The sequence below is a fragment of the Hymenobacter sp. GOD-10R genome, assembly GCF_035609205.1.
Lineage (GTDB): Bacteria > Bacteroidota > Bacteroidia > Cytophagales > Hymenobacteraceae > Hymenobacter.
The window spans coordinates 4,379,007-4,402,653 of the sequence record NZ_CP141184.1 but is presented as its reverse complement, the minus strand read 5'-3'; the positions used below and the strand labels follow the sequence as shown (position 1 = coordinate 4,402,653).

Annotated in this window: 10 protein-coding genes; 9 read left to right on the top strand and 1 reads right to left on the bottom strand. The window is 53.0% G+C overall.

Annotated elements, in window-relative coordinates:
• Window positions 1-209: 209 nt before the first annotated feature.
• On the bottom strand, window positions 210-4,358 hold the full coding sequence (locus SD425_RS17505) for a hybrid sensor histidine kinase/response regulator transcription factor (protein WP_324671236.1): 4,149 nt from the start codon (window positions 4,356-4,358) through the stop codon (window positions 210-212).
• 1,240 nt (window positions 4,359-5,598) lie between these two features.
• Between SD425_RS17505 and SD425_RS17500 the strand changes: the two genes are divergently transcribed.
• The 9 genes from SD425_RS17500 (at window position 5,599) to SD425_RS17460 (ending at window position 23,636) form a co-directional block, all read left to right on the top strand.
• The gene (locus tag SD425_RS17500; RefSeq protein WP_324671235.1) at window positions 5,599-8,718 is read left to right on the top strand and encodes a TonB-dependent receptor; all 3,120 of its coding nucleotides are present in this window, start codon (window positions 5,599-5,601) and stop codon (window positions 8,716-8,718) included.
• A gap of 164 nt (window positions 8,719-8,882) precedes the next feature.
• Window positions 8,883-10,688, top strand: coding sequence for a RagB/SusD family nutrient uptake outer membrane protein (locus SD425_RS17495; RefSeq protein ID WP_324671234.1), 1,806 nt, complete (start codon window positions 8,883-8,885; stop codon window positions 10,686-10,688).
• Window positions 10,689-11,161: 473 nt separating this feature from the next.
• The gene (locus SD425_RS17490; protein WP_324671233.1) at window positions 11,162-13,114 is read left to right on the top strand and encodes a sialate O-acetylesterase; all 1,953 of its coding nucleotides are present in this window, start codon (window positions 11,162-11,164) and stop codon (window positions 13,112-13,114) included.
• Window positions 13,115-13,265: 151 nt separating this feature from the next.
• Entirely contained in the window at window positions 13,266-14,597 is a 1,332-nt protein-coding gene (gene xylA / locus SD425_RS17485; RefSeq protein WP_324671232.1) for a xylose isomerase, read from the top strand.
• A gap of 301 nt (window positions 14,598-14,898) precedes the next feature.
• The gene (locus SD425_RS17480; RefSeq protein ID WP_324671231.1) at window positions 14,899-16,023 is read left to right on the top strand and encodes an endo-1,4-beta-xylanase; all 1,125 of its coding nucleotides are present in this window, start codon (window positions 14,899-14,901) and stop codon (window positions 16,021-16,023) included.
• A 151-nt stretch (window positions 16,024-16,174) separates the two neighbouring features.
• Complete coding sequence (locus SD425_RS17475) at window positions 16,175-18,538, top strand: glycoside hydrolase family 127 protein (RefSeq protein WP_324671230.1); 2,364 nt, start codon at window positions 16,175-16,177, stop codon at window positions 18,536-18,538.
• Between the two features lie 63 nt (window positions 18,539-18,601).
• The gene (locus SD425_RS17470) at window positions 18,602-20,284 is read left to right on the top strand and encodes a glycoside hydrolase family 43 protein (protein ID WP_324671229.1); all 1,683 of its coding nucleotides are present in this window, start codon (window positions 18,602-18,604) and stop codon (window positions 20,282-20,284) included.
• A 32-nt stretch (window positions 20,285-20,316) separates the two neighbouring features.
• Window positions 20,317-22,245, top strand: a complete 1,929-nt coding sequence (locus SD425_RS17465; RefSeq protein WP_324671228.1) for a glycoside hydrolase family 97 protein — start codon at window positions 20,317-20,319, stop codon at window positions 22,243-22,245.
• An 83-nt stretch (window positions 22,246-22,328) separates the two neighbouring features.
• The gene (locus tag SD425_RS17460) at window positions 22,329-23,636 is read left to right on the top strand and encodes a glycosyl hydrolase family 8 (RefSeq protein ID WP_324671227.1); all 1,308 of its coding nucleotides are present in this window, start codon (window positions 22,329-22,331) and stop codon (window positions 23,634-23,636) included.
• Window positions 23,637-23,647: the final 11 nt, after the last annotated feature.

Below are 23,647 nucleotides of genomic sequence, written 5' to 3'. Positions count from 1 at the left end.
GCCATTTACCTTTTTCGCTACTTAGTGGATCTGCTTTTGGAGGTGTTGTACCTGCTAAAACTCCCGAAGTAGGTGCCAAATACGGGCTTTGCTGCAGCCATTGCATTCCCAACGCACCGGCACTTCCCGGATGCAGAAGCCCTTGGAACGGGCCCTGACTAGCCATCCAAGGTGCAGGCGGTAAAGCATACTAGTCTATCACGGCTGGATTAAGTAGCTAGGTCTTGCTTTTTACTCTTCCTATAATCGGAAGGCAATATGCTGAACTTGGCTTTGAAGGATTTGGTGAAGTAGTGGGGCGTGGCGAACCCAACCTGGTAAGCAATTTCAGAGATGGTTAAGTCGCTTTCTCGCAACAATACTGCCGCTCGATCCAATTTAAAGGATCGTATGAACTCGACCGGAGGCATGCCTGTCAATTCTAGTATTCTACTGTACATCGAGCCTCGGCTCATGCCAAAATGCTCACTGAGTTCCTCGACTGAGAAGTTCGAGTTTGTGAGGTTTTTCTCAATATACAGCACCACATTGTTGAGGAATTTTTCACTACTCGATGCTATATCTACCTGGTTAAGTACCACCTTCAGCTGTTTGGTGTACGTGGTTTTCAAAGACCGGTTCAGCTCAAGTAGGTTCCTGATTTTAGCATTCAGAATCTCGAAGTTGAACGGCTTAGTCAAATAATCACTAGCACCGGATTCAAGGCCTTTCAGTTGTTCTTCCTCACGTGTGAGGCCAGTTAGCAGGATAATGGGGATATGAGAAGTTCGCTTATCTGATTTTAGCTTCCGGCTCAGGGCAACGCCATCCATATACGGCATGGTAATATCACTGACAATTAGATCTGGGTGACAAGCGAGGGCCTTATACCAGCCATCTTTGCCGTTCAACACGTCCGTGATTTTATAATGCTCTTTTAGGTTGTCTTTCAAATAATAACGAAACTCGTCGTCATCCTCTACAATCAGTAAGTGGGGCAACTCACTGGTAGATTGTTTTTTAGTAAGCTTTACTGACTTAGCAGGCTCTTGGCGAGGTTCCGGTGTTTCGGTAATTACTGCACTGTCCGCTAGGGGAGGGGTAGTTGTGAGTGGAAGTAATACCGTAAAGGTTGTGCCTTCACCTAGCTCGCTCTCCACCGAGATATGACCACCGTGTAGCTGAACAAATTCCTTGGTAATAGACAGGCCAATACCGCTACTCTGGCCTACCACGGAAGCGACTTGCTGCCCCTGGAAGAAGCGTTGAAAGATGAGTTCTTGTTTGTCTAACGGAATTCCAACACCACTATCAGCGACCTGAATACATACTGTCTTCTCTAGCGTGTCATCATGGCTGGCCTGCACCGTTAGCTCAACACTGATCGTTCCTCCTTCAGGGGTGAATTTAAAGGCATTCGAAAGCAGATTAACCAGAATTCGCTCTACTTTATCATAATCAAATTGCACAAACAGCTTTTTGGAAGGCAAACGCAACGATAAGTCAATCTTCTTAACTTCCGCTAGGTCTTGGAAAGAGTCAGTCACTTCTCGGACAAAGGCAGTTATCTCGCCTGCGGAAAGGTTCAGGCTGAGCTCGTGCTCTTCCATTTTCCGGAAGTCCAACAATTGATTGACTAAGTGCAACAGCCGCCGCGCATTACGTCGGATCACATGCAACTGCCCATTGCTATGAGGATCTTGTTGCTGTGCCAGAAGCTTGTCGGTAGGCGCCAGAATTAACGAAATAGGAGTACGAAACTCGTGACTCAAGTTGGTCAAGAACTTAATTTTTAGTAAGTCTAGTTCGCGGACTCGTTCTCTCTCTTTTCTTTCTTGTTGCTGCCTAAACTCTTTCTTCAGTTTTTTAATACCGCGGTAGCGCATGTACAATATGGCAAAACCAAGCAGCCCAACATATAAGGTATAGGCGTAAATTGTTTTCCAAAAAGGAGGACTAATTATAATCTTGACAGAAGTGCCAACCGTATTCCAAACGCCATCGTTGTTGCTAGCTTTGACAATAAATTCGTACTCGCCAGGGTCTAGGTTTGTGTAATAAGCAATGTTTGTGGAACCTACATAATTCCAGTCTTCATCAAAGCCCTTCAAGCGATAAGCATACTGGTTTTTCTGTGGTAAGGTATAGTTTAGTGAAGTATAGGCGATTGAAAAATTTTGTTTGTAGTTTAGGTGGATCTCCTTCGCTATTGCTATTTGATGTTGCAAAGGAGAAGTGCTGCTAGGTTCTATTATTTTGTTATCTACCTTTAATTCTGTTAGTAAGACTGATGGAATATTGTGATTGAATTTAATACTTGACGGATCAAAATAGTTAAATCCTTCGATGCTACCGAAGAAGAGCAACCCGTTTGCTAATTTAATCCCTGCACCATTTAGAAAAGCATTGTTCACGAGCCCATTATCTTGGGAGTAGTTAATAAATGCTTTTTTATCAATGTTTAATTTGCTTACCCCTTGGTTCGTACTTACCCAGATGCTGCCGTTGTTGTCTTCTAAGATCTTATGAATAACTCCATTTGGCAGGCCCTCTTTGCCAGAAAAAGAAAAAAATTTGTTTTTATAAGTATCAAAAAGATATAATCCTTCTCCACCTGTCCCAACCCAGATATTACCACGGTGATCCTTCTGAATAGAGGCTATATTGTCTAATGCAAGTCCTGTCTGAGCCGACTTATATGCGGTGAATTGCCGAGTAGTAGGATGATAAACAGCAATGCCACTACCAAGAGAGCCAATCCATATATTTCCGTTGGCGTCTTCTTCAATGGCACGGATGTAATTATTTATAGGGAACAGCTGATTACTTCCTTTACTAGGAACGGATAAAAATTTAGTAATCTGATTAGTCTCTGGGTTATATCTGTTTACTCCACCGCCATTTGTACCAATCCATATATTTCCGTTGCTATCTTCTTTAAGGCAAAAAATTTGGTTGTGATTCAAATCTGACTCGCCTGGGCCTTGTAGGAATTGCTTATAAGTACCAGTTTGAATATCGTAACGAAATAAGCCATGATTATACGTGCCTAGCCATAGTTGCTTACGATGGTCTAGCACCATACTCAAGATGGGCAGACCAGCTAGGTCAATTCGCTCTTTGCTTTTGATGGGAATACGACTGAACAACCCTGTCTTAGGATGATATACATTGAGTCCACCCCCATCTGTACCTACAAATACGTCTCCAGTAGGGCTCTCCGCAAAAGAAGTTACCAGCGGTGCATTAAGGCCGAGTGGGTCAAGCTCGCTACTACGCTTTCCCTCGAATAACGTGAGGTTTCGGTCGAACTTATTGATGCCACCTTTATACGTTCCAACCCAATGAATACCTTGTGAGTCGATTAATATACTCTGTATAGATTTACTATTTACGCTGAAGGCATCCCTACTATCATGCGCGTATCGGGTAACTCTTCCCGACCTTATATCCATAACATCTAATCCGCCCTCGGTACCAATCCAGATAGTATTATCCTGATCGGGTGCTATAGCATGAATAAAATTATTACTAATTGTGTGACTGTCTTTGTGAGAAAATTTGAAGTTTCGAAAGCTTCTCTCATCTGCACTAAGTTGACTTATTCCGTTACTAGTGCCTATCCATAATTGTCCGTTTTGATCTTCTGCTATGGTATGGACTGTATCACTTACTACACTGTTTGCATCAGTTCGATTATGTTTGAAAACCTGAAATGATCGTGTATGTCCTTTTTGCACATATAACCCGTGCTCAGTTCCAATCCATATTCTTTTTTTATGATCTTTGTAAACACACAGGGGGTTAGATACTTTCGGATAATCGAGTGAACTGCTAAATAAAACTTGGCTAACTTCAGAAGTTTTGGGGTTTAGAACTCTTAAATCTGTAATTGTTACAAACCAGATGTTGCCGAAAGAATCACTGCACAAAGATTTTATATGTTTGCTATAAAGTTTATTGTTTTTGTCGCTGAAATGATATGGAATAAAAGCATCCTTCGATCGGTCATAGCTATAAAGCGAATTGCCCATTGTTCCAACCCATAAACGTCCTGTCTTGTCTTCATGTAGAGCAGAAACTTCTACTTTTTGAAAAGTAGTGCCTTTAGACGTTCCTAGGTTGTATAGTTTGAAATTACGGCCATCGTACCTGTTTAAGCCTTCTTCTGTAGCAACCCAGAGTAGGCCACTCTTATCTTTTAAAATAGTATTTATAGTATTAGAAGATAAGCCGTCTTTTGCAGTTAGCGTGGTAAATTTTATATCCGCAGATTGAGCCAAAATAGGGCGCGCTGATAACCCTATGGCTATATATAGCAACAACACAAACATCCAATTAGGAGCTACATAGCCGAAACAATTAGATTTCTGCCTCATATACTATTATTTTTAATACTACTTTTTCAATTTACAGCTATCCAGCGTGAAGTTGTTTTGGATGAGCCATAGATACCTGAGGAGTATGTCTTCAATTAGGTTGATGACTGTCGCCTACCGCATCCTGCAACAAGCATAAATACTTCTACAAAGGTAACATTCACCTAGGAGCGAGAAGAGCATTAGCAGAACCATGCTCACTGTAATCTGGTAAACTCGTGTACAACTTCGGAAACGTTTGCGCTTTTGGCAAACCACTTCATCACGTTAAGAGAAGAATGCTGTGAGGGTAGTTACGCTAGCGAAGAGAGATGCTACATGAATGTGCGTAAGCATTCGGGACTTAATGTACAGAAACAGGTGCTAGCTAGGTAGGCGAACTAAAGCCTTGTACGAAGTAGTTTGTCCGCTACTAGTGCAATTAGACTGTTGAGCCCTAGGGCAGTTTTCAATGATGTTGTGGGTAGAGTTTTTCACCTACTTCGACTAATAACAGTTTATGCACGTAGCATTCTCATGGGCGGATAGAATATTAGTTTCTGCGATACCACGACTTAAGAAACAGACATAGTAGAGCACTACTGAGGTAAGCACTATCGATGTAAAAACTTGTGTAATATCTGTTTCTAGTTAGACGAATCCTCGTTATTTCTACTTAGCACGAGAGCCAACAAATGTTCAAAAAGCTAGCACAACGGTTTATAAAACGCCTTAAATAGCTCGTTAAAGGCGTTTTTATTTTGTAAGTTATCATAAAACGATTGAACATCTGTTGTAAGAATATGAGCATATCTGCGCTAGCAGAGCTAATACCTTTGGATTACTACACAGGAGGTTTTGAGACTGACTCTGGAGCGATTAAGTGGCTCTATTACTTATAAGAGGATAGTAGCTTCTAGTTTATCTGACGTGAGAAGCTATAGAAACCTTTGCATTGCTCATCAACAAGAGCTCTCTCCCTTTATAGTATGAAGGGCTAGGTCGACAAAGGTACTTCCTTAATCATAAGTTGATTTTGTCCTAATTATAGGATACAGATAAAGGCGTAAATCAATCACTCTGCTTTTTAGCAAAGTGTTGCTGACTGCTTCCAAAAATTGTGTGCTACAGCTACATAAGTTGTCTTCTTGACCTATGCTACCACAATCGATTGCACAATCGATTACGAAGAAGATGTTTCGACTTCAGAGATGGTAATCAGCTTTTATAAATTCTTTCTTCCAACAATTTCCCACCTATTATGAAAGCACCTTTATACGCTGCGATGCTACGCTTCGGGCAACCAGTAGCGCGTGGGGCAGTAGTCCTATCTCTACTGGGTCTTACGCCCACGCTAGTAATGGCGCAAGCCACACAAACAGTTTCGGGCCGGGTTACCAGCGCAGAAAGCAGCGAAGGGCTGCCCGGCGTCACGGTTCTACAAAAAGGTACCACCAACGGGATTTCAACCAACGGCGAGGGCGGATTTACGTTGTCAGCCCCTACTGGAAGCACGCTGGTATTTAGCGCTATCGGTTTCGTAAGCCAAGAGGTAGTCGTTTCCGGATCTACCATAAATATCAAGTTAGCTACTAACACCAAGGCGCTGGACGAGGTAGTGGTGGTAGGTTACGGTGTGCAGCGCGCCGAAGCGGTAACGGGTTCGGTGGCTTCCATCAGCGGCGAGACCTTGCGTGAGGTACCTGCTGCTAACATCTCACAGGCTCTGCAAGGCCGGTTGCCCGGTGTGCAGTTTTCGCAAACCTCCTCCCAGCCAGGCGCTGCCACCCAGATTCGCATTCGTGGGGTACGGTCACTCACTGCCAGCAATGATCCGCTGATCGTACTGGATGGCATCCCTTTTCCGGGCTCTATCGGCGACATCAACCCCAACGACATCCAGAGTGTTGATGTTCTGAAAGATGCCTCGGCCACAGCTATTTACGGGTCGCGTGGGGCGAACGGCGTTGTTTTGGTAACCACCAAAGGCGGGAAAGTAGGTCAGAAACCGCAAATAACGTATGATGGGTTCGTTGGCGCGAAAACACTCTTCTCTCGATACCCTATGATGAATGGGGCTGAATTTGTTGAGCTTCGCAAGGCAGCAGGCTTGTACGCAACTAACGGCGTTCCGCAGTTTGGCTTGGATGAGTCACCTGACGTGAATACTGATTGGCAGGATAATCTCTACAAAACGGGTATACAGGTCAATCAGAACATAGGAGTTTCCGGCGGCACGCAGAACGGGCGATATAATTTCAACGCGGGTTATTACCAGGAAGAAGGTGTCATTCCAACTCAACAATACACCCGTTATTCCGTGCGCGGAACGCTTGATCAAGGCGTTGGCAAGTACGTCCGTTTGGGCTTTACGGCGAACAACAGCTATAGCTTAACCGAAGGCGGCAACGTAGGTATATACGGCATTTTGGCTGCAACCCCAATTGCTAATCCGTACAACGCGGATGGCTCTCTGAAAAGAGTAGTCAGCATGGTACAGGACAATCAGTGGGTATACAACAAAGATGTCGTAGAGGCTAACAAGGACAAATGGTTAAGCCAATCAAGAAGCTTTGCCAGCTACAACTCTATCTTCGGAGAGTTTAAGATTCCGGGAGTAGAAGGACTGAAGTATCGCCTCAATCTGGGCGTAAACTATCGGCAGAGCCAGGGTGGCTCTTACACCGGGCAAGGCATCGGCTCCGACAACCCCACTAACGTTTCTACGGGCTCGGTCAACAACTCCGTTACGACCGATTATACCGTTGAAAACATCCTGTCGTACGACCGCACTTTTGCCGGGAAGCATAATATAAATGCAATAGCCCTGTACTCGGCTTCCAATAACGTGTTCAACCGGTCGCAGATTAATGCCCGGGATATTCCTTCCGACGCCTTCCAGTTCTACAACCTAGCATTGGCCGCCGGCGAAATATCCTTACCCAATAATGGCGAACAAGGATATACAAAATACGGGCTGTTGTCTTACATGGGCCGCGTGATGTACTCCTACGACGACCGGTACCTGCTGTCAGCTACGGTTCGTTCGGATGGCTCCTCGCGCCTCTCGCCAGGCTACCAATGGAATACCTACCCCGCTGTGTCGGTAGGCTGGAACGTAGCCAAAGAATCGTTCATGCAGGATGTTTCGGCCGTGAACATGCTGAAGTTCCGGGCTGGCTATGGCGTCACTTCCAACCAATCTGTTAACCCGTACGCTACCTTGGGCCGGTTAACGACCCGTCCCTACAATTTTGGGCCGACTGGCTACCAGACCGGCTTGTATGTGAGCGAGCTGCCTAACCCGAAGTTGGGTTGGGAGTACTCGAAGACCTGGAACTACGGGGTAGATTTCGCGCTCCTAAATAACCGTCTTTCCGGTACGGTCGAATACTACGTTACCAAAACCGAAAACCTGCTGCTCAGCGTAGGCTTGCCAGCCACTTCGGGCGTAGGAAGCTACACGGCCAACGTTGGCGCTACCCAGAACAAAGGCATTGAGCTTTCGTTGAACGGGGTAATCCTGAACAATCTCAACGGCTGGACTTGGGAAGCGGGTCTTAACGCGTACGCCAACCGCAATAAGATTACGGCGCTTGCGGGGAATCAGCCCAGGGACGAAAACAACTGGTGGTTCGTTGGAAAACCGATCAACGTAGTTTTTGACTACGAGAAAATCGGGCTCTGGCAAGAAGGAGACCAGTACCTGAACATTCTAGAGCCCGGCGGAGCCCCAGGTATGATCAAGGTGAAATACACTGGCGACTACAATGCAGATGGTACCCCTACCCGAGCCATTGGCGCAGCAGACCGGCAAATTCTAGATACCAACCCCAAATTTCAAGGCGGATTCAATACCCGGGTTGCGTATAAAGGCTTTGATCTGAGCGTAGTAGGTATCTTCCAAAACGGCGGCTTGCTCAACAGCACCATCTACGGCTCGGCCGGCTATCTCAACATGCTGAGCGGTCGTCGCAACAACGTGAAGGTGGATTACTGGACTCCTACTAACACGGATGCCAAATATCCTAATCCAGCTGGTCCCAGAAGCAGCGACAATCCGAAGTATGGCAGCACGCTTGGGTACTTTGATGCTTCTTATATGAAGATACGCACCATCACACTCGGCTATAACTTCGACAATATCACGTGGCTGAAAAGTAAGGGCGTGAGCAGAATGCGTCTCTACGCGACGGCCCAGAACCCGTTCGTGTTCTTCTCGCCTTACAAGAAAGAGTCGGGCATGGATCCGGAAACCAACTCGCGCGGCAACGAGAATGCGGCCGTAGCATATGGCGCCAACCTCAGCCGCATCCTAACGCTGGGAACTAATGCCCCGGCCACCCGCACTTATCTCGCAGGCCTTACCCTTACCTTCTAAGGAAATCAGACATGAAACGTTCTAACATAACCTTTTTAATTGGGGCGGCGGTAATCTCGCTAGCTGCGCCTGGCTGCACAGATCTGCTAGAGGAGCAGCCCAGAAGTTTTTACGAGCCAGGCTTTTTTCAAACCGAAAGAGGTGTTAGCGGAGGGTTGACATCTATGTATGCTCACCTGCGCTACATCTACGGAGAGGCTTACTATTATAACGTCACCGAAACCGGGACAGACGAAGTAACCTATGGCCAAAGCGCCGACGAGAACTTCCTGGCCGCGGACCTCTCAGGCAGAGCGGCGTTTAACGGCAATAACAGCCGCGCCGACAGGGTGTGGTTTGCGGCGTTCCCCAACATCAATACGGCTAGTGGCGTTATTAAAAATGCCTCCGCCGTGGGTACCGTTTCGCCGGCCTTAGTTGCTGAAGCACGGTTCTTCCGAGCCTTCGACTACTTCTTGCTGGTTCAAACCTTTGGGGGCGTGCCGCTGGATTTAGGCTCAGGTGAACTGCAGTTCAATACCACCCCGATTAGAACTTCGGTACGCAACACAGTACCCGAAGTGTATACCAAAGCCGTTTTTCCGGATCTGCTAATCGCAATCAACGACTTGCCGGCGACTCCGCGTGTTATTGGTGGTGTCACCAAAACGCTTGCCCGCTTGTATCTGGCAAAAGCCTACCTAACCTATGCTTGGTGGCTTGAAAACCCGAATAACATTCCGACCTATCCAGAGGCTCAACGCACAGATCCTGATGGCCACAACGCTCAATGGTATTATCAAAAGGCGTATGACCTAGCAGCTGATGGTATCGACAATCCGGGCCAGTACCGCTTGCAACCAACGTACTACGATGTGAACGTGGGGACGAATGACCGCAACGCGGAAACGATGTTGTACGCTGACCATACCGAATCCAGCCAGTTGTATAACGCAGGTGACTTGAGTAATGGTAGTGCCGGCGCCCCTGATAACTTCGCCAGCTGGATGCTGACCTGGAACTACCCCTCTATCAGAAGCTTCAAAACAGCAGGAGCTAGCGGAACAGGTAATGCTTCTTCCGTGCAGCGGGAAGCAGTGCAGCCATTGGGTCGCCCTTGGGTACGTATGGCTCCTACCATTGGCGCCATTATGAATACGTTTGCCGACAAAACCAACGATTCTCGCTACGATGGTACCTTTACCACGGTGTACCGCGGCAACTGGCTTAGAGGAACAGGCGTTCCGGAGACGACTTTGTACAACGCCAATAACCTGCCAGTTAGCATGGGTGATCCTATCCTGACGTTCCTGAACTCAGAGCCGGCTACTGCCATTACCTATCCTAGCGGAGCAGGCGCAAGTGGCGTAGGCGCAGGCGTGCTGCCCGGCAGAGCGGATTGGGTAGTTGGGCCGAATGGCATCAGCCGAATTGCCTATCCAGGTCTGTGGAAGCTTGGCCCTTACCGTACGGATAACGGTACGGGCTTAGGTTCTCCCAATGCTGGCAGCACACGCCCGTACTACGTCGCCAAATTCTCTGAGCTATACTTTGTAGCGGCGGAAGCAGCCGTAAAAGGAGCAACCACCAAAGCAGGCAAAAGCGCACGTGAATTGATTAACGTTATTCGGGCCCGGGCCGGCAAATGGCGCTTTGACAACAGTAGCAACGCAGCCAAGGTGCAGGATAACAGCGCGGCTATGGTGGCGGCCACTCCGGCTACGATAGACATCAACTATATCTTGGCAGAACGCTCGCGTGAGTACTACGGCGAAGGATACCGCTGGTATGATTTGGTGCGCACCCAGAAATGGAACGAGCTGGCTGGAACCTACCGTATTGGCGGCAATAACTTCGGCGACCACACGCCTACTACCGTTACGCGTACCATTCAGCCGTATCATTACCTGCGTCCCATTCCGCAGGCCCAGCTTGATGCACTGGACGTACCAGCTGATGTAAAAGCTGCTTATCAGAACCCAGGCTACTAATAGCCTGATGAAAGGGAAAGGATTGGCTACTCGTAGTGGGCAGCCAATCCTTTCACTCCTTTTCTCTTTGATGCATTGGTTGCCCGAATGAAAAAGTAAGCGCCACTTAATACGTACCGGCAAGCTGATGGAGCGGGTGAAGAAGTACGTGCCCGCTTTTGTGGCGTCAAAACCATTGTCTACTCTCGATTACATCGGGAGCTATGACTCGGATGCGGCTAAAAACGTCCAGCTGTTTCACGTGTTACGCCCCCGTTCTGCAGCAGGAATCGACCGTACGAGTGGGCAAATGAGCGGTGATGTTACACAGAATGCTGGTTACTAAATCATTGCCTTGCGCAAAAAAGCTAGGTAAGGGGCGCTTCCACCAAGAAGTAGCTTCTTACCTAGCTTTCTAGGTCATCTACAATCAAAAGCAGCAAGAGAGGACATGCGTCTTTTTTGCCGCTTCACTTACCCTAGGTTATTTACATATGAACGTATTGTTCAAGGGCTTATTTCTCTTTGCGTCTGGGTTTGTGCTAACGCTGCCATCCGCACGGGGTCAAGTCCGTCTGCCTCGGTTGGTGAGCAACGGCATGGTGTTGCAGCGCGATAAGCCCGTCACCATCTGGGGCTGGGCCGCAGGAGGCGAAAAGGTGGCAGTTAGCTTTCAGGGAGAAACGTACCGTGCGACGGCTAGCCCCGTCGGTGAGTGGCGCGTGAGTCTACCGGCCTTGAAGGCAGGTGGCCCCTTTGATATGACCCTTACGGCCAGCAACCAGCTGACGCTACGTGATATATTGGTTGGTGACGTGTGGTTGTGCTCGGGTCAGTCGAACATGGAGACCACCATGAGCCGGGTGCGCGACAAGTACCCTGAAGAAGTAGAAACGGCCAGCAATGCGCGCATTCGGCAGTTCAACGCGCCCATGCGCTACGCTTTCAACGGGCCTAAAACTGACCTAACGGGTGGTAGCTGGGTCGCTGTCAGCCCGCAAAGTATTGGCGAATTTTCAGCTGTGGCGTACTTCTTTGCCAAAGACTTATATGCCAAGTATCAAGTACCGATTGGACTGATAAAAGATGCCGTTGGCGGCTCGCCTGCTGAAGCTTGGCTGAGCGCCGAGGCACTGAAACAGTTTCCGACTTATCAGCAGGCAGGGGAGAAGTACAAAGACAGCACCTTGGTAGCTAGCACGCAGCAACGTGAGCAAGCCGCCTCCCGGGCTTGGTCTCAGCGCTTGCACCAAACCGACCAGGGCGAAGCGCCCGGTCAGCAGCCGTGGTACGCACCTAGCTATGAGGCGGCAGGGTGGGCGACGATGAACGTGCCCGGCTACTGGGCCGACCAAACTTCGCTCGGTCCGGTGAATGGAGTGGTATGGTTCCGGAAGGAAGTGGACGTGCCGGCCAGCATGGTAGGCAAACCCGCCCGCCTGGAACTAGGTACGCTCGTAGATTCTGACTTTACCTACCTCAATGGCAAGCTAGTAGGTACCACTGGCTACCAATACCCACCCCGCAAGTACGACTTCGGTCCAGACGTGCTGAAACCCGGTAAAAATATTATCGTGGTGCGTCTCATCAGCAATGGCGGGCGGGGCGGTTTTACCCTCGACAAGCAATATCGGCTCGTTGCTAGTGGTCAAACGCTTGACCTGCGCGGGCCTTGGCAGTACAAGCTAGGTGCTACCATGCCGGCGTCGCCGAGCAGCACAACGTTTCAGTACCAGCCAGGCGGCCTCTACAACGGCATGATTGCGCCGGTGCTACCATATGCTATCAAAGGAGTGCTCTGGTACCAGGGAGAATCAAACGCTGGCCATCCGCAGGACTATCAAGCCCTGATGACCAGCCTGATAGCGGACTGGCGCCAACACTTTCAGCAGCCAAACCTTCCTTTCCTCTACGTGCAGCTCCCCAACTTTATGGCTACCAAAAAGGAGCCGGGGGAAAGTGACTGGGCCACTATGCGTGACATTCAGCGCCGCCTACTCGCCGTGCCTAACACGGGCATGGCCGTCACCCTAGGTTTGGGCGAATGGAATGATATTCACCCGCTTACCAAGCAGCCGGTAGGCCACCGGTTGGCGCTGGCCGCTGAGAAAGTGGCTTACGGCGACTCGAAAGTAGTTGCTGCGGGCCCGCTCTACCAAGCGATGCAAGTAGCCGGCAACAAAGCAACGCTCACCTTCACCAATGTAGGTAGCGGACTTGTCGCCAAAGATGGTGAGCCCAAATACTTTGCCGTAGCTGGCCCCGATAAGAAGTACGTCTGGGCGCAGGCTAAGCTGGAAGGCAATAAAGTAGTCGTTTGGAGCGACCAAGTGACGGCGCCTGTATCCGTCCGTTACGCTTGGGCCGATAATCCAGAAGGAGCGAATCTTTTCAACAAGGAAGGATTGCCTGCTTCGCCCTTTCAAGCGGACAGCCAAGTGCAATAGACTTTGCAGTTGCAGTCTCTGCTTTCGTTGCCAGACTCAGATCATGCTCCTTCGTCAGCAACAAGCTAATTCCATTTGATACCTAGGGCAACGAGGTACAATCACCTGCCGAGCGTCAGTGAGCATCAACCTACACCGAAAACAAACTACTATGCCATCCATCACGCTAAGCAAAACCGAGTTTTTCCAAGGTATCGGGCAGATCAAGTTTGAAGGCCGCGAGTCGGACAACCCGCTCGCGTTTAAATGGTATGATGCTGATCGCCTGGTGGCCGGCAAAACCATGAAGGAGCACCTGCGCTTCGCCACGGCCTACTGGCACACGTTCACCGGCACGGGCGGCGACCCCTTCGGCCCCGGCACCAAGCACTTCCCCTGGGATGCGCAAGGCGACCTCCTGGGTCGGGCCAAGGACAAGGCCGATGCCGCCTTTGAGTTCTTCACCAAGATCGGCTCGCCCTACTACTGCTTCCACGACATCGACTTGGTAGACGAGGGCTCCTCGCTGCCCGAGTACGAGCGCAACCTGCAGTCGATTGTGGACTACTTGAAAGAGCACCAGCAAGAAAGCGGCGTGAAGCTGCTCTGGGGCACAGCCAACGTCTTCTCGAACCCGCGCTACATGAACGGGGCCAGCACCAACCCCGAGTTCGGCGCGCTGGCCTTTGCTGGCACGCAGGTCAAGAACGCGCTGGACGCCACCATCGCCCTGGGCGGGGAGAACTACGTGTTCTGGGGCGGGCGCGAAGGCTACATGACCCTGTTGAACACCAACATGAAGCGTGAGCTGGCCCACATGGGCCGCTTCCTCACCATGGCCCGCGACTACGCCCGCCAGCAAGGCTTCCAGGGCAAGTTCTTCATTGAGCCTAAGCCCGCCGAGCCCACCAAGCACCAGTACGACTTCGACGCGGCCACGGTCATCGGCTTCCTCAAGGAGCACGGCCTGGAGAACGACTTCCAGCTGAACCTAGAAGTGAACCACGCCACGCTGGCGGGCCACACGTTCCAGCATGAGCTGCAAGTAGCGGCTGATGCTAATATGCTGGGCTCGATGGACGCCAACCGGGGTGACTACCAGAACGGCTGGGACACGGACCAGTTCCCCAACAACCTCAACGAACTGACCGAGTCCATGCTCATTATCCTGGAGCATGGGGGCATCAAGCCCGGCGGCATCAACTTCGACGCCAAGACCCGTCGCAACTCCACGGACCTGGAGGACATCTTCGTGGCCCACATCGGGGGCATGGACACGTTTGCTCGGGCGCTGGTGGTAGCCAACGACATCCTGGAGAAGTCGCCCTACAAGCAGTTCCGTCAGCAGCGCTACGCCTCCTTCGACAGCGGCCAAGGCAAAGCCTTCGAAGAGGGGCAGCTCACGCTGGAGGACCTACGCACGTACGCTCTCCAGAACGGCGAGCCGGAGCAGAAGAGCGGCAAGCAGGAGTGGTTGGAGAACATCATCAATCAGTACATCTAAACACTAGCAACCGATTTTGCTGAGCTTTCAATAGGAGTGGGAACCTAGAGGAAGATCAGTAGTTGCCGACCTGGCTGGCCTTCTAGTAGGCGTGGGAACCGAATGGAGGTCAGTCAGGGAGGTCGGTTTTTAAGTCGTTGCTGGCACCTTTTGTCCTTGCTATGTACGCTACTCTATCATAAGATGGAAGTTAGCGCAGCATTTAGGAGCAGCCAGGATAATCGTATTCTCTGCTGTTGAATACGCAGCTGTGTTCAATGAGCGGTGCTTACATATCCTGCTTCTCTACTCGACCATGAACATGAAAGCAAAAAAAAACCTGCTCTACATCGCCCTAGCTGGCGTTACCCTAGGTTTTGTGCAGAAAGCAGAACCCACGTTGAAAGAGGTATTCAAGGACGATTTCTACGTCGGAGCAGCCCTCAACTATAAGCAAAGTAGCGGGCAGGATGCGAAAGCTACGACGTTGATCAAGCAGCAGTTCAACACCATCAGCCCCGAGAACCTGCTGAAGTGGGGATCCGTGCACCCGCAACCCGGCCAGTACAACTTCAAGCCCGCCGACGACTACGTAGCGTTCGGGCAGCAAAACAAGATGTTCATCATCGGTCACACGCTGATGTGGCACCAGCAAACGCCCAAGTGGGTGTTTGAGGACGAAAACGGCCAACCCGCCAGCCGGGAAGTACTGCTCAAGCGGCTGCAAGAGCATATCAGTACCGTTGTCGGCCGCTACAAGGGTAAGATTGGCGGCTGGGACGTGCTGAATGAAGCCATTGACGACCAGCAAGGCGAGTTGCGCAAAACCAAGTGGCTGGAGATCCTAGGCGAAGACTTCGCCGCCAAAGCCTTTGAGTACGCGCATAAAGCCGACCCGAAAGCGGAGCTCTACTACAACGACTACAGCCTCTACCGCCCCGAAAAGCGGGAAGGAGTGATCAAGCTCGTGAAAAGCTTACAGGCCAAAGGCATCAAAGTAACCGCCATCGGCATGCAAGGCCATTACGGGCTGACCAAACCGAGCATTGACCAAGTAGAAGCTAGCTTAGTTGCTTTCTCCAAGCTCGGGGTCCATGTAAACTTCACGGAGCTGGACATTGATGTGCTGCCTAATCCAAGTCGGCGCCAAGGCGCCGATATTGCCGAGAACTTTGCCGCCGATGCCAAGTACAACGTGTATCCTACCGGCTTGCCTGATTCAGTGCAGCAAAAGCTCACCAAGCGCTACGCCGACTTGTTCGCCTTGTTCCACAAACACCGCGACGTGATTGACCGCATCACCCTGTGGGGCGTCACCGATGCCGACTCGTGGCTGAATAATTGGCCTATTAGAGGTCGTACTAGCTACCCGTTGCTATTTGACCGCGCGTATCAACCCAAGCCCGCATTCCAAGCAGTACTGCAGACGGCGAAAAACAAGATGTAAGCCACCCTGAGTGTGGATGGCTACATAGTATTCGGTTGTCTTGGCTCCAATTGGGTTCTTCTTTTTGCTAACTAGATGCGTGATAAACGTTGAACAGTAGCCAATCTTCGCCAGAAGACCGTTGAGTCAAAGAACCGAACTATCGATTATCATGAAGCGTAGATTTTTGCTCCTCTCCACCTGCCTGCTGCCTCTTCTGAGCAGTGGCCAGACAACGGCTCTGCAGAGCTTCCCACTATCGGCGGTACACTTGCTTGAAAGTCCATTTCAACAGGCGCAGCAGACGGATAAGGCCTACATGCTAGCCCTCAACCCCGATCGGCTACTGGCTCCTTACCAAGCAGAGGCCGGTATTCAGCCGAAGGCCGAGCGTTACGGTAACTGGGAAAATACTGGTCTCGATGGCCACATCGGCGGGCACTACCTGTCGGCGCTGGCCTTGATGTACGCCGCTACCGGTGACACGCAAGTGCAGCAGCGCCTCACCTACATGATTGATGCGCTCGACGCCTGCCAGCAGAAAAATGGCAACGGCTACCTAGGGGGCATACCCGGCGGCAAGGCCATGTGGCAGCAGGTGAAAGCCGGCAACATCAAGGCCAACAGCTTCGGGATGAATGACAAGTGGGTGCCTTGGTACAACCTGCATAAAACCTACGCCGGCCTGCGCGACGCCTACCTGATCGGGGGCAATGCCAAGGCTAAATCCATGCTTATCAAGCTGACGGATTGGTGCTTGGACCTGACGGCTAACCTCAGCGACGCGCAAATTCAAGATATGCTGCGCAGTGAGCACGGGGGCCTGAACGAAGTGTTTGCGGATGTAGCTAGCATCACCGGCGACCCCAAGTACCTAAAGTTGGCGCAGCGCTTTTCCCACCGGGCGGTGTTGGAGCCGCTGTTGGGAGGCAAAGACGTTCTTAACGGCATGCACGCCAATACGCAAATTCCGAAAGTGATTGGCTTTGAGCGTATAGCGGAGGTAGGAGGGGACCCTACTTGGGCTAACGCCGCCACTTTCTTCTGGAAAACGGTAGTGGAGAACCGCACGGTGTCGATTGGCGGCAACAGCGTCAGTGAGCACTTCAACCCGGCCGACAACTTCACCTCCATGCTCGAAAGCACGGAAGGCCCGGAAACGTGCAACACCTACAACATGCTCAAACTTACCAAGCAGTTGTATCTCACCAGCTCCTCCACGCGCTACCTCGACTACTACGAGCGGGCCCTCTACAACCACATTCTCTCGTCGCAGCACCCCGGCGAGGGCGGCTTCGTGTACTTCACGCCCATGCGCCCGCGCCACTACCGCGTGTATTCCGAGCCGCAGGAGGGCTTCTGGTGCTGCGTAGGTTCGGGCTTGGAAAACCACGGCAAGTACGGCGAGCTGGTATACGCGCATCGTGCCGAGCAAGAGCTGCTGGTGAACCTGTTTGTACCCTCGCGCCTCAGTTGGGCTGAGCAGGGCCTCACCCTCACGCAGCAAACGACGTTTCCTTTCGAGGAACGCTCGCAGCTAGCATTACAGTTGAAAAAGCCGCGCACGTTTGCGCTTAGCATTCGGCAGCCCGGCTGGTTGCCAGCCGGTAAGATGGGGGTGCAGGTCAACGGCAAACCGGTGGCTGCTACAACTACGTCGCCGGGCTACGCTACCGTGACGCGCAAGTGGCGCTCGGGCGACGTGGTAACAGTGGCACTGCCCATGGAAACCAAAGCGGAGTATCTGCCCGACCACTCGTCCTGGGTGTCCTTCGTGCATGGCCCTGTGGTGCTGGCTGCCGTTACCGACACCACCGACCTGACTGGCCTGCGCGCGAATGGCCAGCGCATGGCGCACGTGCCAAGCGGGCAACTTTACCCTATTGAGGAAGCCCCCGTGCTCGTCTCTACTAGCCAAAACGTAGCCGAAAGCATAAAGCCCATAGCCGGGCGGCCACTGACGTTTACGGCCGCTGGCCTAGTCGATTCCGACCACAACCGCGACGTGCAGTTGGTACCCTTCTACCAGATTCACGACGCGCGCTACATGGTGTACTGGCCCGTGACAACTCCCGAAGGCCTAGCTGCCCGCAAAGAAGAAATACGCCGCAAAGACTCCGAGAAACGCGCTTTAGAAGCCCGCACCATCGACCAGGTCACCCCCGGCGAGCAGCAGCCGGAGTCGGACCACGGCTTTCAGGGCGAGCAATCCGAGATGGGTACCTTCCGTAACCGCCATTGGCGGCACGCCGCTGGGTGGTTTAGCTACAACCTGCGCAACCCTAATAAGGCCGCTCGCGCGCTTCGGGTCACGTATTCTGGGGGCGATAAAAACCGCCAGTTTACCATCTTAATCAATGGCGCGCCCATAGCAAAGGTAGCCTTGGAAGGCAACTCGCAACGTGAGTTCTACGACGTGGAGTACGCCTTACCCGAAGCCCTGCGCCGGGATGCTGCCACCACGCTCACCGTAAAGTTTGTGGCCGCGGCGGGCTCTACGGCAGGTGGCGTTTACGACGTGCGGTTACTCAAGTAAGCTTCTCCTGAGCCAGACAATATTCCTTCAAAAACACCTTAGAACATCCCCGAATCTAATAGCATGCTATTAAAGCAACGAAAAGTATTCTTCACTGCCTTGGCAGCTCTGCTGCTACAAAACGCTGTTTCCTCTGCTCAATCGATTGAGTTAGTTAACCCCATTCTGACGGGCTTCTACCCAGACCCTAGCATTACCAAGGTGGGTAAGGATTACTACCTAGTTAACTCCACCTTTTCCTACTTCCCGGGCATTCCGGTGATGCACAGCCGCGACCTGAAAAATTGGAAGCAGATTGGTAATGTCATTGACCGGCCCTCCCAAATGACCTTTATGGGCGACCGAATGACCCGCGGGTTGTTTGCGCCGGCCATCGAGTACCACAACGGCACCTACTACGTCACCTGCACGCTGATTGACCACAAGGGCAACTTCGTAGTGACGGCTAAGAACCCCGCCGGGCCGTGGAGCAACCCAACTTTCTTACCCGAGGTGCGGGGCATCGACCCCTCGCTGTACTTCGAGGGCGACAAGGCCTACGTCATCTATAACAGCGACCCACCCGGCACGCCCCTTTACGACGGCCACCGCTCCATCAAGATTATTGAGCTGAACCCACAAACGCTGCAAACCGTGGGTGAGGCCAAAATCGTGGTGAATGGGGGAGTAGACATCAGCAAAAAGCCTGTCTGGATTGAAGGCCCGCACCTAATGAAGCGGGGCGACTGGTACTATCTCTACGCGGCCGAAGGCGGCACCTCGGTGAATCACACGGAGGTGGTGTTCCGCAGCAAGGCGCCCCTAGGTCCGTTTGTACCCTACGAGAAAAATCCCATCCTCTCGCAGCGCGAACTTCCCAAAGACCGCAAAGACCCCATCACCTCAGCTGGTCATGCGCAATTTGTGGAAGGGCCCGATGGGAAGACGTACGCGATTTTCCTAGCCGTGCGACCTTACGAAGGCAACTATTACAATACTGGGCGCGAGACCTTTATCGTGCCCGTGGAGTGGAAAGATGAGTGGCCCGTAACGGTGCCTGGCCCCAACGGAGTGCAATACTCCTACAAGGCCAACTTCCCCGAAGTGAAGCAGCCCGGCGCCCTGCCCCAGAGCGGCAACTTCGCCTATACGCTCACCTTCGAGAAGCAACTCGACCCCGCGCTGCTGTTCCTGCGCACGGTGGATAGCACCAATTTCTCGCTGAGCAAAGCCAAGGGCCTCACTTTGAAGCTAAAGCCCGAAACGGTGGCCGAAACCGGCAACCCGGCCTTCATCGGCAAGCGGCAGCAGCACATGTATAGCAGCGCCGAAACGGAGCTGACGTTCGCAGCTAAGGCGGCAAACGAAACGGCTGGCTTGGTGGCCTTTCAAGACGAGAAGCACTTCTACTACTTCTGCAAATCAGTAGAGAATGGCAAGCCCGTTGTACAGCTTTTCAAGAGCACGGCTGACGCGAAGACCCCGGAGCTGCTGGCGAAAGCGCCCCTGAAAGCGGCGGCCGGTAAGGTGCAGCTGCGCATCAATGCCGATGGCGATACATACAGCTTCCGCTTTTCGGAGGATGGCAAGACCTATACGTCTCTGAAAGACAAGGTAGATGCGCGCTTCCTAAGCACGCAGGTAGCAGGAGGTTTTATAGGCTGCTTGTACGGCATGTACGGCACATCAGCTGGGCAGCCTACTACCAATACAGCCTCCTTTAAATGGCTGAAGTACGAAGGGCACGACCCCATGTACAAGAAATAATCTGCGGTCCTCTACGCTTCTCTCCTCCTTTTATGCGCTTATTCCCACTCCTTTGCCTGCTGGCATTCCCACTCGCCGCAGCCCAGGCAGCCCATCCCATCCGCATCAGTAGCCCCGACGGGGCCGTGTTGGTGACGGTAGACGTAACTGCCCAAGGGCAACCCACCTACGCCGTGCGCTACCGCCAGGCCGAGCTACTGCGGCCCTCGCACCTAGGCCTGCGCCTCGCTAGTGCCGACCTCACGCAGGGTCTCAAACTGACGAAAGCCGACAAGCAAACCGCCGTGGCCGACGACTACCAGCTAGCCACAGACAAACGGGCGAACTGTCGCTACCGGGCCAATCGGCGCGTGCTGCACTTCGCGGGAGCAGCCGGCGCGCCGCAGCTCAGCGTGGTATTTCAGGTGTCGAATGACGGGGTAGCGTTTCAATACGTGCTGGAAGGCCCAAGCCAGGAGGTGCAGCATATTAAGGCTGAGAGCACCACGTTTCACTTGCCGGCCGGGGCGAAGGGTTGGCTGCACCCGCACGCCAAGGCCCAGACTGGGTTTGCCAATACGCAGCCTTCGTACGAAGAGAATTACCAGCGGGGCATAGCGGCGGGTACGCCGTCTACCATCGGGCAGGGATGGTCATTTCCGGCCTTGTTTCAAACCAACGGGCACTGGGTGTTGCTGACCGAGGCCGGCATGGGTCGCACCTACGCCGGCACCCACCTGGCCCATGAGTCGCCCGATGCCGAGTACGCGGTGGCCTTTCCGCAGCCGCCCGAAAAAACCACGCCCGACGCGGCCCTGCTGCCCGAAAGCCGCCTGCCGTGGAGCACGCCCTGGCGCGTGGTGGTAGTGGGGAATTCGCTGGCGCCCATCGTAGAATCGACGCTGACGACCGACCTAAGCGCGTCCGCTAAAACGCCCGTGCTCACCGACGCACCCGGCAAATCGTCGTGGTCGTGGGTGTTGCTAGGCGACCAGAATACCACCTATGACGTGCAGCGCCGCTTCATCGACTACTCCGCCAACATGGGCTGGCGCTACTGCCTAGTCGATGCGCTATGGGACAAGCAGATAGGTTACGAAAAAACGCAGGAGCTAGCCCAGTATGCGCGCTCCAAAAACGTGGGCCTGCTGGTGTGGTATAACTCCAACGGCCACTGGAACCAGGCCCCGCAAACCCCTACCAACGTACTTTTTGAGCCCGAAAGCCGGCGCAAGGAGTTTGCCCGCATCAAGCAAATGGGCGTGGCTGGGGTGAAAATCGACTTCTTCGGGGGCGATGGGCAGTCGTTTATGAACTACTACCAGGACATCCTCACGGATGCCGCCCAGGTGGGCCTGCTGGTGAATTTCCACGGCGCTACCCTACCTAGGGGTTGGAACCGCACTTACCCCAACCTAATGACGATGGAAGCCGTGAAGGGCTTCGAGTTCCTGACCTTCGACCAGCGCAACACCGACCAGGAGCCCACCCACTGCGCCACGCTGCCCTTCACCCGCAACGCGGTGGGTCCGATGGACTTCACGCCCATGGCCTTCTCGGAGATTCGGGGCAAAGAGCGCCGCACCTCCAATGCCTTTGAACTGGCTTTGTCGGTGGTGTTTCAATCGGGCATTCAGCACTACGCCGAGGTGCCTGAGGGCATGGCCGCGCAGCCGGCATACGTGCAGGATTTCGTGAAAAAGCTACCCCCACGCTGGGCCGATGTGAAGCTGGTAGACGGCTTCCCCGGCGAGTACGCGGTGCTGGCTCGCCAGGCACCTAGCGGCGGGTGGTACGTGGCCGGCATTAACGCCACCGACGCGCCCAAAACCATTCAAGTTGACCTAGGCAAACTCGGCCTAAAGAGCGGCACGCTCATCACCGACGGGGCCACCAACCGCAGCTTCAGCACGCGGGCCGTGGCGGGCAACACCGTCAGCGTGACGCTGCCCGCGCGGGGCGGCTTCGTGGTGCAGCCCTAGGTCCTTCCAGCAATTCTTCCTACCCCCTCACCGAGCGGGAAACCCGTGCGAAATGCCGCCCCGCCGCCCCTTATTTCCATTCTATGAATGCCCGCCTTTCTTTCCTTCACCGCAGCCGAGTAGGCTTGCTCCTGCTTGGCCTGCAATGCGCTGGCCTAGGTAGCGCGGCTGCCCAGCGCGCGCCTAAACCTAAACAAGCGCCCACCACGCAGAAGGGAGCTTTTTACACGGGCAAGTACCCAAGCTTGCTGCGGGAGGCGGGCTACAGCCAAGCCGCTATCGACCAGAAGGTAACGCAGGCCTACCACGATGTATTTGAAGGGCCTAACAAGGTGTACTTCGAGGTGGGCGACTCGATGGCCTACGTGTCGGACGTGAAAAACCACGATGCCCGCACCGAAGGCATGTCGTACGGGATGATGGTAGCCGTGCAGCTCAATAAGAAGGAGGTGTTTGACCGCCTCTGGCGCTGGTCGAAGAAGAACTTGCAGCATCAGAGCGGGCCGCTGGAAGGCTACTTCGCTTGGAGTTTTAGCACCACCACGATGAAGCTTAATTCGGAGGGGCCGGCTTCGGATGGCGAGCTGTATTTTGTTACTAGCCTGCTCTTTGCGTCCAACCGCTGGGGCAACGCGACCGGCATCAATTACTATAAGGAGGCCCGCCGCATCCTGGATGCCTCGTGGAAAAAGGACGGCACCGGCGGCGTGCGAAACTTGCTGAATACCGAACACAAGCAGATAACCTTCGTGCCAGTCGGCGACGGCTACAACTGGACCGACCCGTCCTACCACCTGCCGGCTTTTCTGGAAGTGTGGGCCACCTACGCCAAGGACGGACACGAGCAGTTTTACCGGACCTGCGCCGACACGTCGCGGGCATTTCTGCACCGAGCGTGCAGCGCGCCTACCGGCCTTAACTACGACTACACCGAGTTTAGTGGCAAGCCCCACGCCACCAAGTGGGCGCCGCCGGCGTTTCGCTACGATTCGTGGCGGGTGCCCATGAACATCGCCATGGACTACGTGTGGTTTGGCAAGGACAAAGCCTGGCAGGAGCAGTATGCGCGGCGGTTTCAGGGGTTTTTGCGCGGCAAGGGCTTAAACACGTTCGAGGACCAATTCAACGTGGATGGCTCGCGGCCTGATTTCATCTTGCCTGCCGGCGACGTCAAGAAGCTGCGGCATTCGCTGGGGCTGGTGGCTACCAGCGGGGCGGCCTCGCTTATGCACCAAGACCCGAACCTAGCCTTCGTGCACGCGCTCTGGAACGCCAAGCTGGCGCCCTACGAGGATGGCTACTTCGACCCCTACTACGATGGCCTGTTGTACCTGTTCAGCCTGATGCACTTGAGCGGCAAGTACCAGGCTATCAAGCCCGCGCAACCCTAATCCCACCCTTG

Coding starts and splice junctions, on each gene's coding strand:
- xylA (WP_324671232.1), top strand. CDS start 13,266: ATGCCATCCATCACGCTAAGCAAAACCGAGTTTTTCCAAGGTATCGGG.
- SD425_RS17505 (WP_324671236.1), bottom strand. CDS start 4,358: ATGAGGCAGAAATCTAATTGTTTCGGCTATGTAGCTCCTAATTGGATG.
- SD425_RS17500 (WP_324671235.1), top strand. CDS start 5,599: ATGAAAGCACCTTTATACGCTGCGATGCTACGCTTCGGGCAACCAGTA.
- SD425_RS17495 (WP_324671234.1), top strand. CDS start 8,883: ATGTATGCTCACCTGCGCTACATCTACGGAGAGGCTTACTATTATAAC.
- SD425_RS17480 (WP_324671231.1), top strand. CDS start 14,899: ATGAAAGCAAAAAAAAACCTGCTCTACATCGCCCTAGCTGGCGTTACC.
- SD425_RS17490 (WP_324671233.1), top strand. CDS start 11,162: ATGAACGTATTGTTCAAGGGCTTATTTCTCTTTGCGTCTGGGTTTGTG.
- SD425_RS17465 (WP_324671228.1), top strand. CDS start 20,317: ATGCGCTTATTCCCACTCCTTTGCCTGCTGGCATTCCCACTCGCCGCA.
- SD425_RS17475 (WP_324671230.1), top strand. CDS start 16,175: ATGAAGCGTAGATTTTTGCTCCTCTCCACCTGCCTGCTGCCTCTTCTG.
- SD425_RS17460 (WP_324671227.1), top strand. CDS start 22,329: ATGAATGCCCGCCTTTCTTTCCTTCACCGCAGCCGAGTAGGCTTGCTC.
- SD425_RS17470 (WP_324671229.1), top strand. CDS start 18,602: ATGCTATTAAAGCAACGAAAAGTATTCTTCACTGCCTTGGCAGCTCTG.